This is a genomic window from Lysobacter sp. Root916, from assembly GCF_001429785.1.
Lineage (GTDB): Bacteria > Pseudomonadota > Gammaproteobacteria > Xanthomonadales > Xanthomonadaceae > Lysobacter.
In genome coordinates this window covers 923,582-937,676 of record NZ_LMJF01000001.1, presented here as the reverse complement: position 1 = coordinate 937,676, position 14,095 = coordinate 923,582, and the positions used below count along the sequence as shown (strand labels likewise).

The 14,095-nt window shown below is 69.0% G+C and carries 15 protein-coding genes and 1 tRNA gene; 9 read left to right on the top strand and 7 right to left on the bottom strand.

Annotation, left to right across the window (positions count from 1 at the left end; all coding sequences use genetic code 11):
• Positions 1 to 310 precede the first annotated feature (310 nt).
• Complete coding sequence (locus tag ASE35_RS04420) at positions 311 to 2,299, bottom strand: SDR family oxidoreductase (protein WP_056174388.1); 1,989 nt, start codon at positions 2,297 to 2,299, stop codon at positions 311 to 313.
• Positions 2,300 to 2,451: 152 nt separating this feature from the next.
• Here ASE35_RS04420 and ASE35_RS04415 point away from each other — a divergent pair, with 152 nt between their 5' ends.
• Positions 2,452 to 2,709 (top strand): acyl-CoA-binding protein, encoded by a 258-nt coding sequence (locus ASE35_RS04415; protein ID WP_056174386.1) that lies wholly within the window; start codon positions 2,452 to 2,454, stop codon positions 2,707 to 2,709.
• Between the two features lie 54 nt (positions 2,710 to 2,763).
• Positions 2,764 to 3,390: a TetR/AcrR family transcriptional regulator gene (locus tag ASE35_RS04410; RefSeq protein WP_056174384.1), complete on the top strand. Its 627-nt coding sequence runs from the start codon at positions 2,764 to 2,766 to the stop codon at positions 3,388 to 3,390.
• Between the two features lie 152 nt (positions 3,391 to 3,542).
• On the opposite strand, the gene ASE35_RS04405 is transcribed toward ASE35_RS04410, so the two are convergent.
• On the bottom strand, positions 3,543 to 3,947 hold the full coding sequence (locus tag ASE35_RS04405; protein ID WP_057163065.1) for a phasin family protein: 405 nt from the start codon (positions 3,945 to 3,947) through the stop codon (positions 3,543 to 3,545).
• Between the two features lie 148 nt (positions 3,948 to 4,095).
• Here ASE35_RS04405 and ASE35_RS04400 point away from each other — a divergent pair, with 148 nt between their 5' ends.
• The 3 genes from ASE35_RS04400 (at position 4,096) to arsC (ending at position 5,581) form a co-directional block, all read left to right on the top strand.
• Entirely contained in the window at positions 4,096 to 4,950 is an 855-nt protein-coding gene (locus tag ASE35_RS04400; protein WP_056174380.1) for a hypothetical protein, read from the top strand.
• A gap of 74 nt (positions 4,951 to 5,024) precedes the next feature.
• Positions 5,025 to 5,099: transfer RNA gene (locus ASE35_RS04395), tRNA-Val, on the top strand.
• A 122-nt stretch (positions 5,100 to 5,221) separates the two neighbouring features.
• Positions 5,222 to 5,581 carry an arsenate reductase (glutaredoxin) gene (arsC, locus tag ASE35_RS04390; RefSeq protein WP_057163064.1) on the top strand — a complete coding sequence of 120 codons (360 nt, stop codon included), beginning with the start codon at positions 5,222 to 5,224 and terminating at the stop codon, positions 5,579 to 5,581.
• 150 nt (positions 5,582 to 5,731) lie between these two features.
• Here arsC and ASE35_RS04385 read toward each other — a convergent pair whose 3' ends face one another.
• Together ASE35_RS04385 and ASE35_RS04380 are read right to left on the bottom strand one after the other, a co-directional pair.
• Positions 5,732 to 7,354, bottom strand: a complete 1,623-nt coding sequence (locus ASE35_RS04385) for an FMN-binding glutamate synthase family protein (RefSeq protein ID WP_056174376.1) — start codon at positions 7,352 to 7,354, stop codon at positions 5,732 to 5,734.
• A gap of 70 nt (positions 7,355 to 7,424) precedes the next feature.
• Positions 7,425 to 8,702 carry a nucleotide sugar dehydrogenase gene (locus tag ASE35_RS04380; protein WP_057163063.1) on the bottom strand — a complete coding sequence of 426 codons (1,278 nt, stop codon included), beginning with the start codon at positions 8,700 to 8,702 and terminating at the stop codon, positions 7,425 to 7,427.
• A gap of 353 nt (positions 8,703 to 9,055) precedes the next feature.
• Between ASE35_RS04380 and ASE35_RS04375 the strand changes: the two genes are divergently transcribed.
• On the top strand, positions 9,056 to 9,328 hold the full coding sequence (locus ASE35_RS04375; protein ID WP_057163062.1) for a hypothetical protein: 273 nt from the start codon (positions 9,056 to 9,058) through the stop codon (positions 9,326 to 9,328).
• A gap of 167 nt (positions 9,329 to 9,495) precedes the next feature.
• Here the strand turns inward: ASE35_RS04375 and fabR are convergent, their stop codons facing one another.
• Positions 9,496 to 10,149 carry an HTH-type transcriptional repressor FabR gene (gene fabR / locus ASE35_RS04370; RefSeq protein WP_056174370.1) on the bottom strand — a complete coding sequence of 218 codons (654 nt, stop codon included), beginning with the start codon at positions 10,147 to 10,149 and terminating at the stop codon, positions 9,496 to 9,498.
• 85 nt (positions 10,150 to 10,234) lie between these two features.
• Between fabR and ASE35_RS04365 the strand changes: the two genes are divergently transcribed.
• On the top strand, positions 10,235 to 11,350 hold the full coding sequence (locus ASE35_RS04365) for a ferredoxin reductase (protein WP_057163061.1): 1,116 nt from the start codon (positions 10,235 to 10,237) through the stop codon (positions 11,348 to 11,350).
• A gap of 5 nt (positions 11,351 to 11,355) precedes the next feature.
• Positions 11,356 to 12,489, top strand: coding sequence for an acyl-CoA desaturase (locus ASE35_RS04360; protein ID WP_057163060.1), 1,134 nt, complete (start codon positions 11,356 to 11,358; stop codon positions 12,487 to 12,489).
• Positions 12,490 to 12,499: 10 nt separating this feature from the next.
• Here the strand turns inward: ASE35_RS04360 and ASE35_RS04355 are convergent, their stop codons facing one another.
• Entirely contained in the window at positions 12,500 to 13,207 is a 708-nt protein-coding gene (locus ASE35_RS04355) for an aldehyde dehydrogenase family protein (RefSeq protein WP_082611110.1), read from the bottom strand.
• A gap of 245 nt (positions 13,208 to 13,452) precedes the next feature.
• Between ASE35_RS04355 and ASE35_RS04350 the strand changes: the two genes are divergently transcribed.
• Entirely contained in the window at positions 13,453 to 13,692 is a 240-nt protein-coding gene (locus tag ASE35_RS04350; RefSeq protein ID WP_056174361.1) for a hypothetical protein, read from the top strand.
• A 27-nt stretch (positions 13,693 to 13,719) separates the two neighbouring features.
• Here the strand turns inward: ASE35_RS04350 and ASE35_RS04345 are convergent, their stop codons facing one another.
• Positions 13,720 to 14,085 (bottom strand): hypothetical protein, encoded by a 366-nt coding sequence (locus ASE35_RS04345; RefSeq protein WP_057163058.1) that lies wholly within the window; start codon positions 14,083 to 14,085, stop codon positions 13,720 to 13,722.
• Positions 14,086 to 14,095: the final 10 nt, after the last annotated feature.

Genomic DNA, 14,095 nt, shown 5'->3' with positions numbered 1-14,095 from the left:
TTGGAAGTTGTCGCCTCCGACGATCCTCCCCGTCTGAGGCTCTTCCCCGCTGCTGCTCTTCCCCGCTGATGCTCTTCCCCCCTTTGAAAAAGGGGGGCCAGGGGGGATTTGCTTCTCGCTCGAAAAGCACAAGGCACCAGCAACAGCAAATCCCCCCTAGCCCCCCTTTTTCAAAGGGGGGAATCGCGTAGGTAGGATGTGGTGAGCCGAAGGCGAACCGCATCGCCACCGCCCAGCGCTCTGCCCCTACCCCGGACAAAGAATCGGCCGCGCAAGGCGGCCGATTCCATACCCGCGATTCGCGCTACGCCTACCAGTGCACGCCGCGCATCAAGGCCGCAAACGCGATCTGCTCGTTGCTCGCGTGCTCGTCCTTCAGGCCCTTGCGATCGCCCTTGGCCGCGGCCGAGTCCGGGAACAGTTCGAAGGCGGTGCTCATCACCACCTCGTAGGCCTTGGGCGCCAGCGCGTTGACCACCGAGGCGAAGATGCCCAGGCGGGTCGCGATGCGGCTGGGCTTCTCGATGATGCCCTTCACCACCAGATCGGCGGCCTCGTCCGGGCTCAGGGTCGGGATGCTGTCGTACATCTTGGTCGGCGCGATCATCGGCGTCTTCACCAGCGGCATGTTGATGGTGGTGAAGCTGATGCCCTTGCCCGACAGTTCGCCCTGGGCGCAGCGGCTGAACGCGTCCAGCGCCGCCTTGCTGGCCACATACGCCGAGAAACGCGGCGAATTGGCCAGCACGCCGATCGAGGAGATGTTGATGATGTGGCCCTTGCGGCGCTCGGTCATCTTCGGCATGAAGCCCATGATCAGGCGCAGGCTGCCGAAGTAGTTGAGCTGCATGGTGCGCTCGAAATCGTGGAAGCGGTCGTAGCTGAGCTCGATCGAACGCCGGATCGAACGGCCGGCGTTGTTGACCAGGATGTCGACGTGGCCGTGCTCGGCCAGGATCTGCTTGACCAGGCGGTCGCAGTCGGCCATGTCGGCCAGATCCGCGGTGTAGGCGAAGACCTTGCCGCCGGCCGCCTTCATCGCGTCGCGGGCCTTGAACAGCTCCTCCTCGCCGCGCGCCACGATCACCGTGATCGCGCCGGCCGCGGCCACCTTCTCCGCGGTCGCCAGGCCGATGCCCGAGGAACCGCCAGTGATCACCACCACCTTGTTGCGGACCTTGCCCTTGAGGGTGCGGTCGATGAACAGGTCCGGGTCCAGGTGGCGTTCCCAGTAGTCCCACAGGCGCCAGGCGTAGCCGTCCAGGTGCGGCACCTTGATCCCGCTGCCGCGCAGCGCGCGCTCGGTTTCGCGGTTGTCGAAGCGGGTCGGATAGGTGATGAACTTCATCACCTCCTTGGGAATCTTGAAGTCGCGCAGCAGCATGCCGATGAAGCGCTTGACCGGCGGCAGGTTGCCGACCGCGCCGCGGATGCCCGAGGGCACGAAAGCGAACATGCGCGCGTCGATGCGCATGGTCATCTCCGGCGCGTGGCCGGCGCGGGCGAAGGTGTTGAGCACCTCGCCGACGCGCTGCGGCTCCGGATCGGTCAGGTGGAAGCAATGCCCGTCCAGCTTGGGCTTGTGCGCGATGTGGTCCATCGCGTCGACCACGTAATCGACCGGGATGATGTTGATGCGCCCGCCCTCGATGCCCAGGGTCGGCATCCACGGCGGCAGCATCTCGCGCAGCTTCTTGAGGAAGGTGAAGAAGTAGTAGGGGCCGTCGATCTTGTCCATCTCGCCGGTCTGCGAGTGGCCGACCACCATGCCGGGCCGGTAGATGCGCCACTTGACGCGCTTCTCGGCGCGCACTAGGCCCTCGGAATCGTGCTTGGTGCGCAGGTAGGGATCGTCCAGGCCCTCGGCCTCGTCGAACATGTCCTCGCGGAACACGCCCTGGTACATGCCGGCGGCGGCGATCGAACTGGTGTGGTGGAAGCAGCCGGCGCCGATCGCCGCGGCCAGGTCCAGCGCGTGCTGGGTGCCGTCGATGTTCGCCGCGCGCTGCGCCTCGGCGCTGGCGGTGAGGTCGTAGATGGCCGCCAAATGGAAGAAATGCTTGATCTTGCCGTTGAGCGCGCGCAGTTGCGCCGCGCTGAGCCCGCACTTGGCCGCGGTCATGTCGCCGTAAACGGGGATCACCCGCTTCAGGTCCCAGCCCATCTTCTTGGCCGTGGCGTCGAACTTCTTTTGCGAATCCTTGCGCACCAGCACATGGATCGTGCCCTTGCGCTTGAGCAGGTTGCTGACCAGGAACCGGCCGATGAACCCGGTCGCGCCGGTAACGAAATAACTCATGCCCCTCTCCTTGACCCCAAGTCGGCCGCGCGGCGGCGGTACACGCCTAACTTGCCAGAGCCCGGGCGCGCGGACAATTCCCTTCCGTATTGACCACCCCGCCGGTGCGTGCGGTAATGCCCCATCACCTTGGTCGCCGGGAGGGGCACACCATGTCCGATCTGAAGTCCAGTTTCGAGCAAGCCGCAAAGGATGTGCAGTCGCTGTCCGAGCGCCCCGACAACGACACCCTGCTGCGCCTGTACGCGCTGTACAAGCAGGGCGCCGAGGGCGACGTCAGCGGCGCCAAGCCGGGATTCTTCGATTTCGTCGGCACCGCCAAGTACGAGGCCTGGGCCAAGCTCAAGGGCACCGGCCAGGACGAGGCGATGAAGAAGTACGTCGACCTCGTGAAGAAGCTGCGCGACTGATGCCGCGCGGGGCGCGCCGACCGATGGCGTCACGATCCAGGGCGGGTTGACCCCGTGGCCAAACAGACCCGCCAGCGCATCCTCGACGCCGCGTTGACCATGTTCAACGCCCAGGGCGAGCCCAACGTCACCACCAACCATATCGCCGACGAGCTGGAGATCAGCCCCGGCAACCTGTACTACCACTTCCGCAACAAGGACGACATCATCGAGCAGCTGTTCGCGCGCTACGAGGAGCGCATGGACGGCGCGCTCGCCGCGCCGCAGGGGCGCCTGCCCGGGCTGGAGGACATCTGGCTGCAACTGCACCTGGTGTTCGAGTGCATCTGGGACTACCGCTTCCTGTACCGCGACCTGGTCGAGATCCTCAGCCGCAACCGCCGCCTGCGCCTGCGCTTCGCGCGCATCCTCAAGCGCGCCGACGAACAGGCGCATACGGTCATGCGCGGCCTGTCCCAGGCCGGGGTGATGCGCGCCTCCAGCGACGAACTGGCCGCCACCGCCACCAACGTGCTGGTGATCGCCACCTTCTGGCTCAACTACGCCTCCGCGCGCGGCGACAAGGACGAACATGCCGCGATCCGCGACGGCATCGTCCAGGTGATGATGCTGATGGCGCCGTTCCTGCGCGACGCCGAGCGCGTCCACCTCAACTCGCTGACCCGCGCCTACCTGGACTGACCGCGAATCCGTCGTTACGGAATCAGGCGCCTGCTGTGGGAGCGGCGTAAGCCGCGATCGGCATTCCATCCGCAGCAGCGGCCGCGACCGCCGACGCCAGCCACAAAAAAGGGCGCCGATCGGCGCCCTTTCTCGTCGCTAACGCAGCGGCCTCAGGCCTTGCGCGCGGTCCGCTTGGCCGGCTTGCGCACCGCGCGCCGCGCCGGCGCCGGCTTCTTCTTGGCCTTGGCCGGCTTGCGCGCCTTGCGCTGGGCCTTGGGCTTGAGGCCCAGCTTGTCCAGCACCGGCGCCAGACGGGTCTCGACCTCGGCGCTGAACTTCACCACCCGCGGCTCGACCTGGCCACGTACGTTGTCCAACTGCCCGCGCAGGTTCTGGCGCGTTTCGCGTACCAACTTCTGCGCCCTGCGCTGCAGTGCGTCGGCGCGCTCGACCGCGCGGCCGGCGGCGTCGAAGCCGCCACGGCGGGCGATCGCGACCAGGCCGAGGCCGGCCAGCCACAGGTGGCGCAGCGTGGTTTCCTTGGGCGCGCGGGTCTTGCGTTTGACGGTTGCCATCTGAGTGCTCCGCTGACCGGCCGGAGGGCCGGTTTCTCGACCGCCACTGTGGCCAAGCGCCATGGAGCAATCACACTAGGCGCCGGCCCTTGCCAGAACACCGCCGGTGGCGGGATGCTGCGCTACCGACTTACGACAAGGACTGCAGATGGCCGCGAAATCCGCCTGGGCCGCTTTTCCGCACGATGCCAAGGGCTACGCCTACGCCGGCGACGCCCTCAAGAAAGCCTGGCCCAAGCTGCACGCCGGCGACACCGAAGCCTATCCGGACGCCAAGCGCGCGGCCGCGCTGATCGCCGCCGCCGGCAAGGCCGCGCCCAAGGGCCTGGATGCCGACGCGCTCGCGAGCGCGCTGCAGGACGCCTGGCGCGCCTTCCACCGCGGCGATTTCAAGGCCGCCTTCGACGCCGGCGAAGCGCTGGGCCCGGTCGGCGCCTCGGTGGCGGTGAAGGCGCTGGGCATCCACGCGACCTATCTGGTCGACGACGAGGCCGAGAAGCTCAAGCGCTACGAGCACGCGGCCAAGCTCGCCGAGGCCGCAGTCAAGGCCCTGCCCGACGAGGCCAACAGCCACTACCGCCACGCCTTCGCGCTGGGCCGCTACAGCCAGGGCCTGAGCATCGCCAAGGCGCTCAAGGCCGGCATCGCCGGCAAGGTCCGCGCCGCGCTCGACGCCACCCTGGAACTGGCGCCCAAGCACGCCGAGGCGCATACCGCGATGGCGCTGTACCACGCCGAGATCATCGGCAAGGTCGGCGCGATGATCGGCGGCCTCACCTACGGCGCCAAGGCGGCCGAGGCCGACAAGCACATTAAGACCGCGCTCAAGCTGACTCCGGACTCGCCGATCGCCTACATCGAGCAGGGCAACGTGCTGATGCTGCTGCACGGCGACAAGCAGGAGGATGCGGCCGCCGCGGCCTACGAAAAAGCCGCCAAACTCAAGCCCATCGACGCCATGGAGGCGCTGGACGGGGCCTACGCGCGCGCGCAGCTGGAATGAGGCCACGGGGGGCGGCAACGAGGAAGGCTTGCCTAGTCCGCGCCCGCCCCCTACAATCTGCGGCCCAAGTATTTGGGCGGTTAGCTCAGCGGTAGAGCACTGCTTTCACACGGCAGGGGTCACAAGTTCGAAACTTGTACCGCCCACCAGATACGGACGAAGGCCGGCGCAAGCCGGCCTTCGTCTTTTCCGCGGCTCGATTCTCCGGAGCCGGTACCGTGGGCCGTCGCCGTGCGATCGCGGCCGGCACTGCCGCCGTCAGGAGCGCGCGATGCAGCCTTCGTCCCCTACCCGCCTCTATCACAACCCCGGCTGCTCGAAGTCGCGCGGCGCGCTGGAGCTGCTGCGCGAGCGCGGCATCGAGCCGCAGATCGTGGCCTATCTGGAACGCGCGCCCGACGCCGAGGAACTGCGCGGCCTGCTGGACCTGCTGGGCCTGCCCGCGCGCGCCCTGCTGCGCAACGGCGAGGACGCCTATACCGCGCTCGGCCTGGACAACCCCAACCTCGACGACGCGGCGCTGATCGCCGCGATGGCCGCGCATCCGCAGCTGATCGAACGCCCGCTGTTCGTGCACGGCGGCCGCGCGGTGATCGGGCGACCGCCGGAACGGGTGTTGGAGCTGCTCTGAGTCTTGCCGCTTGGCCGCTTTGGACTTCTGTGGGAGCGGCGTGAGCCGCGATTGAACTCCAACGGCTGTCGGGCTCGCGCTGCGGTGTGCGGGCTCGATCGCGGCTCACGCCGCTCCCACAGAAAGCGGGCGCCGCCGCAAACCGCGGACTCACATGGACTTGCTGGCCCGCAGCGACGCCACCTTGTCGGGCGCGGCGAATGAATCGCTGCGCGCGCCGGCCCAGTAGCTCTGGAACACCGCGTGCTGCGGAATGCGCCCGATCAGATCGCCGGGCGCGAGGAAGTTGTACAGCGCGCCCAGCGAACGCACCTCGGTCGCCGACACCCGGCGCACGATGTGCTCGGGCCCCAGTTGCTCCGGATGCGACAGCCCCGCCGCGCACAGCAGATCGCGCAAGGCCTTGAGCGTGTTGTCGTGGAAATGGAACACGCGCGTGGCCTTGTCCGGCACGTCCAGGCGCCGCCAGCGGCTGGGATCCTGGGTGGCGACACCGGTCGGGCAACGATCGGTGTGGCAGCTCTGGGCCTGGATGCAGCCCAGCGCGAACATGTAGCCGCGCGCCGCGTTGCACCAGTCCGCGCCCATCGCCAGGGTGCGTGCGATATCGAAGGCGCTGGTGATGCGGCCGGCCGCGCCGATGCGGATGCGATCGCGCAGCTCCAGCCCGACCAGGGTGTTGTGGACCAGCATCAGCGCCTCGTGCATGGGCACGCCGACGTGATCGATGAACTCCGCCGGCGCCGCGCCGGTGCCGCCCTCGGCGCCGTCGACGACGATGAAGTCCGGCAGCAGCCCGGTTTCGTGCATGGCCTTGGCGATGCCGAACCATTCCCAGGGGTGGCCGATCGCGAGCTTGAAGCCGGTCGGCTTGCCGCCCGAGGCTTCGCGCAGGCGCGCGACGAACTCGAGCAGCCCGCGCGGCGAATCGAAGGCGCTGTGCTTGGCCGGCGAAACGCAGTCCTGACCCATCGGCACGCCGCGCGTGGCCGAGATCTCGGCGCTGACCTTGGCCGCCGGCAGCACCCCGCCGTGGCCGGGCTTGGCGCCTTGCGACAGCTTGATCTCGATCATCTTGACCTGCGGATCGGCCGCGGCCGCGGTGAAGCGCGCCAGGTCGAAACGGCCCTGCTCGTCGCGGCAGCCGAAATAGCCCGAGCCGATTTCCCAGACCAGGTCGCCGCCGTTCTCGCGGTGATACGGCGAGATCGAGCCCTCGCCGGTATCGTGGTAGAAGCCGCCCAGCTTGGCGCCGCGATTGAGCGCGCGGATCGCGTTGGCCGACAGCGAGCCGAAGCTCATCGCCGAGATGTTGAACACGCTGGCCGAGTACGGCTGCGCGCTGGCATCGCCGATGACGATGCGGAAATCGTGTTCGACATGCGGCGTGGGCGACATCGAATGGTTGATCCATTCGTAGTCGTGGCCGTACACATCCTGCTGGGTGCCGAACGGGCGCACGTCGTTGACCGACTTGGCGCGCTGATAGACCAGGGCGCGCTGCTGGCGCGAGTACGGCACCTCGGCGGTATCGGCCTCGATGAAGTACTGGCGCATCTCCGGGCCGATCGATTCCAGGCCGTAGCGGAAATGCGCGAGCACCGGATAGTTGCGGCGCAGGGTGCTGCGCGTCTGCAGCAGGTCCCAGGTGCCCAGCGCGGCGATGGCGCCGAACGCGAGCGCGCCCCACCACCAATCCGGTTCCCACAGGGTCGCGATCAGCACCGATGCGAGCAGCAGGATCAGGCTGGCGATGTAGACGGCATAGCGCATGGCGGGCGGTTCGATCGCGGGCTGCGGCGAGCATAACGCGGCCGCGCGTCGCGCGGGTCGCATCGAACGATCAAAGTCGGGCGTCGACCTGGTCGCGCGGGTAGACGCTCTTGATGTCGTACAGCAAGGCGCCCGGGCGCCCGTAGGCGCGCGCGCCGGCCGCGCCCAGCGCGCGGAACTGCTCGTGCGCGACCGCCAGCACGACCGCGTCGTAAGCGCCCGCCTGCGGCTGCGTCACCACCTCGACCCCGTATTCGCGCAAGGCGTGGTCGGCATCGACCCAGGGGTCGTGGATATCGACCTGGGCCCGGTACTCGCCGAACTGGCGCGCCAGTTCGATCACCCGGGTATTGCGCAGGTCGGCGCAGTTTTCCTTGAACGCCAGGCCCAGGATCAGGATGCGCGACCCGGCGACGGCGACGCCGCGCTGGATCATGCGCTTGATCACGTCGGCGGCGACGTGCTCGCCCATGGCGTCGTTGATGCGGCGGCAGGCGTGCAGGATCTCCGGGTGGTAGCCGGCGGCCTGCGCCTTCTGGATCAGGTAATACGGATCCACGCCGATGCAATGGCCGCCGACCAGACCCGGACGGAACGGCAGGAAATTCCACTTGGTGCCCGCGGCTTCCAGCACCTCGGTGGTGTCGATGCCCAGGCGCTGGAAGATCAGCGCGAATTCGTTGACCAGGGCGATGTTGGCGTCGCGCTGGGTGTTCTCGATCACCTTGGCGGCCTCGGCCACGCGCAGGCTGGAGGCCTTGTGGGTGCCGGCCAGGATGATGCTGCGGTACAGCGCATCGACCAGCTCGGCCGCCTCCGGGGTCGACCCCGAGGTCACCTTCGGAATATCGACCAGGCGCCGCTGCTTGTCGCCGGGATTGATCCGCTCCGGGCTGTAGCCGACGTGGAAGTCCTGGTTGTAGCGCAGGCCCGAGGCGCGCTCGAGCTCGGGCACGCAGATTTCCTCGGTCGCGCCCGGGTACACGGTGGATTCGTAGATCACCAGCGCGCCCGGCCGCATCAGGCCGCCGATGCTGCGACTGGCCTGCACCAGCGGGCCGAAGTCGGGGCGCTTGTGCTCGTCCACCGGCGTGGGCACGGTGACCACGAACACGTCGCGGTCGCGCAGGTCCTCGGGGTTGGCGCTCAAGCGCAGGCGCGCGGCGGCCGCGATCTCGTCGGCGCCGGCCTCGCCGTTGCCGTCCTCGCCCGCGGCCAGCGCAGCCACGCGCGCGGCGTCGATGTCGTAGCCCAGGGTGTCGTAGCGCTTGCCCAGCTCGATCGCGAGCGGCAGCCCGACGTAGCCCAGCCCGATGACCGCGATGCGTGCGCTTGCCAGATCCTGCATGCCCTGCCCTGACGTAGTGAGGAACCGCCACCGTCCCCGGGAAGGCCCAGGCCAGGCGCCGGCCGATTATAGGGGCGGCCCACGCCGCCAGCGCGCGGCAACGCACGACTGTCATCGGCGCGCGCCACCATCCGACCGCGAGGCGGCCGTGCGCACACATGAACGGGCCGATTCGGATTTTTCCTACATGCGTATCAGGCCTGCGCCGACTGACTCGCCATCGACGCGGGTGCAGACTGGCCCGGTCTGGCAGCCAACGCGGATCCGGACCAGGACCTCGCTCGTCCCTGGATGCCCGCCCGACCACCGGCCCGTCCAAGCCGGCCCCCGCCCACGCCACCGGGACCTGCGCCATGCCGTACCGAGTCGAACTTCGCGAACAGCACAACCACGGCAGCCTGATCTGCAGTCCGGCCACGATCGAGCCGCACCGCGACCTGCAGGCCGCGGGCGCCGCCGCGCACCAGGACGCGGTCGAGCACGCCAAGGCCTACCGGGTGGACGTGCGCGTGCAGATCTACGCCCCGTCCGGCCAGCTCGCCATGGGCACCCAGGTACGTCATTTCGAAGTCACCGCACCGGGCCGGCCGCGGCCGCATCTGACCCTGGTCGCAAGCGCACCCTGAGCGCGGGTGCAGGATGCCGGCGAGCTTAGCGCTCGCGATTTCGCATCCACATTCGTCGGCCCAGGCCGCGCTGCCGCGGCTACGCGGCTACATCCGTCGAATCCGGCGCCTACGCGATCGGCGCGATCGCGGCATCGGCGGCGCGGCGTCGAGCGCGCCCCGCGGCCTCAGTCGCGCGCCATCGCCTGCGCGCCGGCCAGGATCATCCGCACCATCTGGGTCAGCTGCTGAATCAGCTCGGCGTCCTTGTGCGGCGGCAGGTCCATCGCGGTGGCGCCGACCGCGAACACCAGGCGGGTGATCGCCTTGGCCACCAACGCCGGTTCCAGCAGGGTCACGCCGTCTGCCGCCGACAGGCGCACCAGGTCGATGCGCAGTTCTTCCTCGAAGAAGGTCAGCTCGCGATCCACCGCCTGCTTGAACGCGTCCGAGCCCACCGTGCCCTCGCGCAGCAGCACGTGCAGCAACTTGTCGTCGGCGCGCACCTGTTCCATGAAGGCGGTGACCGAGTCGCGCACGATGCTGTGACTGGTCGCGGCGCGCCGGCGCGCCGCGCCGACGATCTTGCGCAGCGACTGCCCGGCCAGATCGATCAGGGCCACCGCCAACTCGTCGATGTCGCGGAACTGGCGATAGAAGCTGTTGGGCGCGATCCCGGCCTCGCGCGCGACCTCGCGCAGGCTCAGGCTGGACACGCTGCGATGCGGCCCGATCAGGCGCAGCGCCGCGGCCAGCAGGTCGTCGCGAGAAATCGCGGCCTTGCGCGCGGAGGTCGAATCGTCGTCGGCAGCTACGGGGTGTTGGGTCACGGAGACGAGCATGGACGGGATCGGGCCTGCATCATAACGACGGCGGTCAATATACATGTGTCTATACACTTGTGCTCTCACGTGTATAGTGTTGCCCATGAGCGCCCGCCCCCGCCCCACCCCCGCCCGCAACTCCAGCCGCCCGGACAGCCCATTCAGGCGCCTGGCCCGGCCCTGGCTGTCGCCGGGCGTGTTCGATTTCTGGGCCTCGCGCCTGCACCCGACCTGGTCCTGGGAACGCCCGCTGGCGCGCATCCTTGAGCGCCGTGCCGAATCCGCCGACGCGGTGACCCTGGTCCTGCGCCCGAACCACCACTGGGCCGGCTGCCTGCCCGGCCAGCACCTCAACGTCAGCGCCGAGATCGACGGCTGCCGCGTGACCCGCAGCTACAGCCCCACCGGCCTGCCCGGCCGCGACCGCCGCATCGCGATCACGGTCAAGGCGGTCGAGGGCGGCAAGCTCAGCCGTTATCTGTGCGAACAGGCCCAGGTCGGCGATGTGCTCGACCTGGGCCCGGCCTTCGGCGAGCTGCGCCTGGACAAGGGCGCTCACGTGGCACGCCTGTTGCTGGCCGCGGGCAGCGGCATCACCCCGATGATCGCGCTCACCCGCGCCCTGGCCGCGCAGGGCATGCCCGCCCCGCTGAGCCTGTTGTACTGGGCGCGCAAGCGCGAGCAGCTGTGCTTCGTCGACGAACTGCGCGGCTACGCGGCCGCGCATCCGCAGTTCCAGGTGCGCTTCCTGCTCACCGGCGAGGCCGCGCTCGCGCGCGATGAGGGCGAAGGCCGCATCGACGCCGCGCAGCTGGCCAGCCTGCCCGATCTCGCGCAGCGCGAGGTCTACGCCTGCGGCCCCGGCGGTTTCGTCGACCAGGCGCGCGCCTTGCTCGCCACGCAGGCACGCTCGTTCCAAGCCGAGGCCTTCAGCCCGCCGCCGCGCACGCTGGAAACCGAGGGCACGGTCGAGATCACCCTGGCCGCGAGCGCACGCAGCTTCACCGTGGCGCGCGGGCAGTCCCTGCTCAGCGCGCTGGAAGCGCAAGGCCTCAAGCCCGCCTCCGGCTGCCGCATGGGCATCTGCAACACCTGCGCCTGCGGTAAGCGTTCGGGCAGCACCCGCCACCTGCACACCGGCGATGTCCAACACGAGCCGGTGTCCGCGCTGCGCCTGTGCGTGAACAGCGCCACCAGCGATCTCGTCCTCGATCTGTGACCCCCATGACCACCACATCCCGCAATCGTGCGCTGAGCCCCGACGAACTCGAACGTTTCGGCGTGGAACTCGACGCGGTGCGCGCGCGCACCGCCGCCCAGCTCGGCCAGCGCGACGCCGACTACATCCGCGCCATCGTCGCCGCGGTGCGCTGGACCGGCCTGGGCGGACGCCTGGCGCTGATGGTCGGCGCGATCGGCGGCGCCTTCCTGCCGGCCCTGCTGCTGCCGGCCTGGATCCTGGGCGTGCTGCTGCTGGCGCTGTCCAAGATCCTGGAGAACATGGAGCTGGGCCACAACGTCATGCACGGGCAGTACGACTGGATGCGCGACCCGCATCTGGACGGCAAGACCTACGAATGGGACATCGCCGGCACCAGCGACAACTGGCGCAAGACCCACAACTACCAGCACCACACCTGGACCAACGTGCGCGGCATGGACGACGACATCGGCTACGGCCTGCTGCGTCTGTTCCCGGAGCAACGCTGGAAGCCCTACTACCTGGTCCAGCCGCTGGTCGCGGTGATCTTCGCCCTGCTGTTCGAATGGGGCGTGGCGATCCAGGACCTGCGCCTGGGCCGCTGGTGGATCGGCAAGACCAGTACCGCGCAGTTGCGCCGGCACTTCCGTCCGGTCGGCCGCAAGATGGCGCGTCAGGTCCTGAAGGACTACGTGTTCTTCCCGCTGCTGGCCGGCCCGTTCTTCCTGCCGGTGCTGCTGGGCAACGTGGTCGCCAATGTGCTGCGCAACCTGTGGACCTACACCGTGATCTTCTGCGGTCACTTCACCGCCGACGCCGAAACCTTCTCCAAGGAGTCGGTGGCCGGCGAATCGCGCGGCCATTGGTACCTGCGCCAGCTGCGCGGCTCGTCCAACCTCACCGGCGGCAAGCTGATGGACCTGATGACGGGCAACCTCAGCCATCAGATCGAGCACCACTTCTATCCCGACATCCCCGCGCACCGCTACGCCGCGATGGCGGTGGACGTGCGCGAGATCTGCGCGCGCTACGGCCAGCACTACAACACCGGCTCGCTGCCGCGCCAGTTCGGCCAGGTGGTGTGGCGGATCCTGCGCCACGCCCTGCCCAGCCGCCCGCCGGCCAAGCAGGCGCGACTGGCGCGTTCGCCGGCCTGAGCCGGCGCCGTCAGTAGCCCAGCCGCACCGCCTTGATCTCGGTGTAGGCCGACAGGCCGACGTGGCCGTTCTCGCGGCCGTAACCGGACTGCTTGACCCCGTCGAACGGCAGCGTGACCTCGCCGCCGCCGCCGTTGACGATGACCTGGCCGCTCTGGAGTCGTCCGATCAGCTCGTGCACCGTGCCCAGGTCGCGCGCCCACAGCTTGGCCGACAAGCCGTAGTGCGAATCGTTGGCCAGCGCCGCGACCTGCGCCGGCGTCGCGTCGTCGTCGAAAGCCATCACCGTCAGCACCGGCGCGAAGATCTCCTCGCGCGCGATCCGCATGTGCGGCGTGGCTTGGGTCAGCAGAGTCGGCTCGTAGAAATAGCCGGGCCCCGGCCGCGCGCGCCCGCCGCGCAAGGCCTGCGCGCCCTCGCTCAGGCTGTGATCGACGATGGCCTGCGCGCGTTCGCGCTGGCGCTGGCGCTGCGAGATCATCGGCCCCATGTCGCTGCCCTGCGCGTAACCGGCGCCGATGCGAATCCCGTCCATCGCCGCTTGCATGCGTTCCAGCAGGGCGTCCTGGATCGAACGCTGCACGAACAAACGCGAACCGGCCGCGCAGTACTGCCCGCTCTTGAACGCGATCTCGCCGACGATCGCGCGCGCCGCCTTGTCCAGGTCGGCGTCGGCGAACACCAGCACCGGCGATTTTCTACCGCGCGGTGGCCTGATGCACGATCGCGTTGATCAGGTTGACTATCTCGATGTCGCGGCTGGCCGGCATGAGGGTTCCGCAATGGAAGGCCGGCGGATTGTTGGATCGGCGCCGCGCAAACGTCAAATGCGCGAGCGCGAACGCGGCACTGACGCGGTTTTCACAAACCCATACGGATTCCGCGCGTCGCGGCCACCAGAGCCGGTACGTTCATGTAGGCACAGGCAAGGTGCCGCGGTCGCCACGACTGCATGAGGCAAGCATGGATCTGGGCTATCTGGAAGTCGTTACGGAAAAGGGCGTGCTCATCGAGGTGCGCTACGGCGGCGTGCACGTCGGCTGGATCCGCCGCAGCGCCGACCAGGCGCGATACGAGTACTACCACGGCGTCCTCAACGACTTCGCCTATGCCTACAGCAACAGTAGCCTGGACGAACTCAAACGCGTGCTCGGCGCTCGCATGGGGCGCTCGCCGCTGTCCAGCACGGGCCTGATGGTCTAGGCCCGTGCACTCGGCGCACGGCCCGGCTCACTCCCGGGCCATCGCACCGGCTTCGCGCTCGCGCGGAAACGGGCGCAGTTGCAGGCGCTGGCGGCGGCACACGTCGATATCGCGATAGAGCTGGCTACGGCCGTCGCGGAAGGCGACCCGGAAATCGCGCCGGCAGGCCTCGCCGTCCAGCTCGATCGTGGCCGAGCCGCCGCCGCCGCGTAGCGACTCGCCCAGCGCCGCGTCGCGGAACGCGCTCTGGCCGGCGTCGGCGATCGCCACGGCGACCACGCTGTCGTGGGCTCGGTTGACCAATTCCAGGTAACGGCCGCGGGCATGGGCGTTCGCGGCGGTCGTGGCGGCGACGCACAGGGTGAGGGCGACGGCGAAACGGATGGGGCGCATGGCGGGGCTC

Coding starts and splice junctions, on each gene's coding strand:
- ASE35_RS04350 (WP_056174361.1), top strand. CDS start 13,453: ATGGATCTGGGCTATCTGGAAGTCGTTACGGAAAAGGGCGTGCTCATC.
- ASE35_RS04420 (WP_056174388.1), bottom strand. CDS start 2,299: ATGAGTTATTTCGTTACCGGCGCGACCGGGTTCATCGGCCGGTTCCTG.
- ASE35_RS04380 (WP_057163063.1), bottom strand. CDS start 8,702: ATGCAGGATCTGGCAAGCGCACGCATCGCGGTCATCGGGCTGGGCTAC.
- ASE35_RS04405 (WP_057163065.1), bottom strand. CDS start 3,947: ATGGCAACCGTCAAACGCAAGACCCGCGCGCCCAAGGAAACCACGCTG.
- ASE35_RS04375 (WP_057163062.1), top strand. CDS start 9,056: ATGCCGTACCGAGTCGAACTTCGCGAACAGCACAACCACGGCAGCCTG.
- ASE35_RS04345 (WP_057163058.1), bottom strand. CDS start 14,085: ATGCGCCCCATCCGTTTCGCCGTCGCCCTCACCCTGTGCGTCGCCGCC.
- fabR (WP_056174370.1), bottom strand. CDS start 10,149: ATGCTCGTCTCCGTGACCCAACACCCCGTAGCTGCCGACGACGATTCG.
- ASE35_RS04360 (WP_057163060.1), top strand. CDS start 11,356: ATGACCACCACATCCCGCAATCGTGCGCTGAGCCCCGACGAACTCGAA.
- ASE35_RS04385 (WP_056174376.1), bottom strand. CDS start 7,354: ATGCGCTATGCCGTCTACATCGCCAGCCTGATCCTGCTGCTCGCATCG.
- ASE35_RS04415 (WP_056174386.1), top strand. CDS start 2,452: ATGTCCGATCTGAAGTCCAGTTTCGAGCAAGCCGCAAAGGATGTGCAG.
- arsC (WP_057163064.1), top strand. CDS start 5,222: ATGCAGCCTTCGTCCCCTACCCGCCTCTATCACAACCCCGGCTGCTCG.
- ASE35_RS04365 (WP_057163061.1), top strand. CDS start 10,235: ATGAGCGCCCGCCCCCGCCCCACCCCCGCCCGCAACTCCAGCCGCCCG.
- ASE35_RS04400 (WP_056174380.1), top strand. CDS start 4,096: ATGGCCGCGAAATCCGCCTGGGCCGCTTTTCCGCACGATGCCAAGGGC.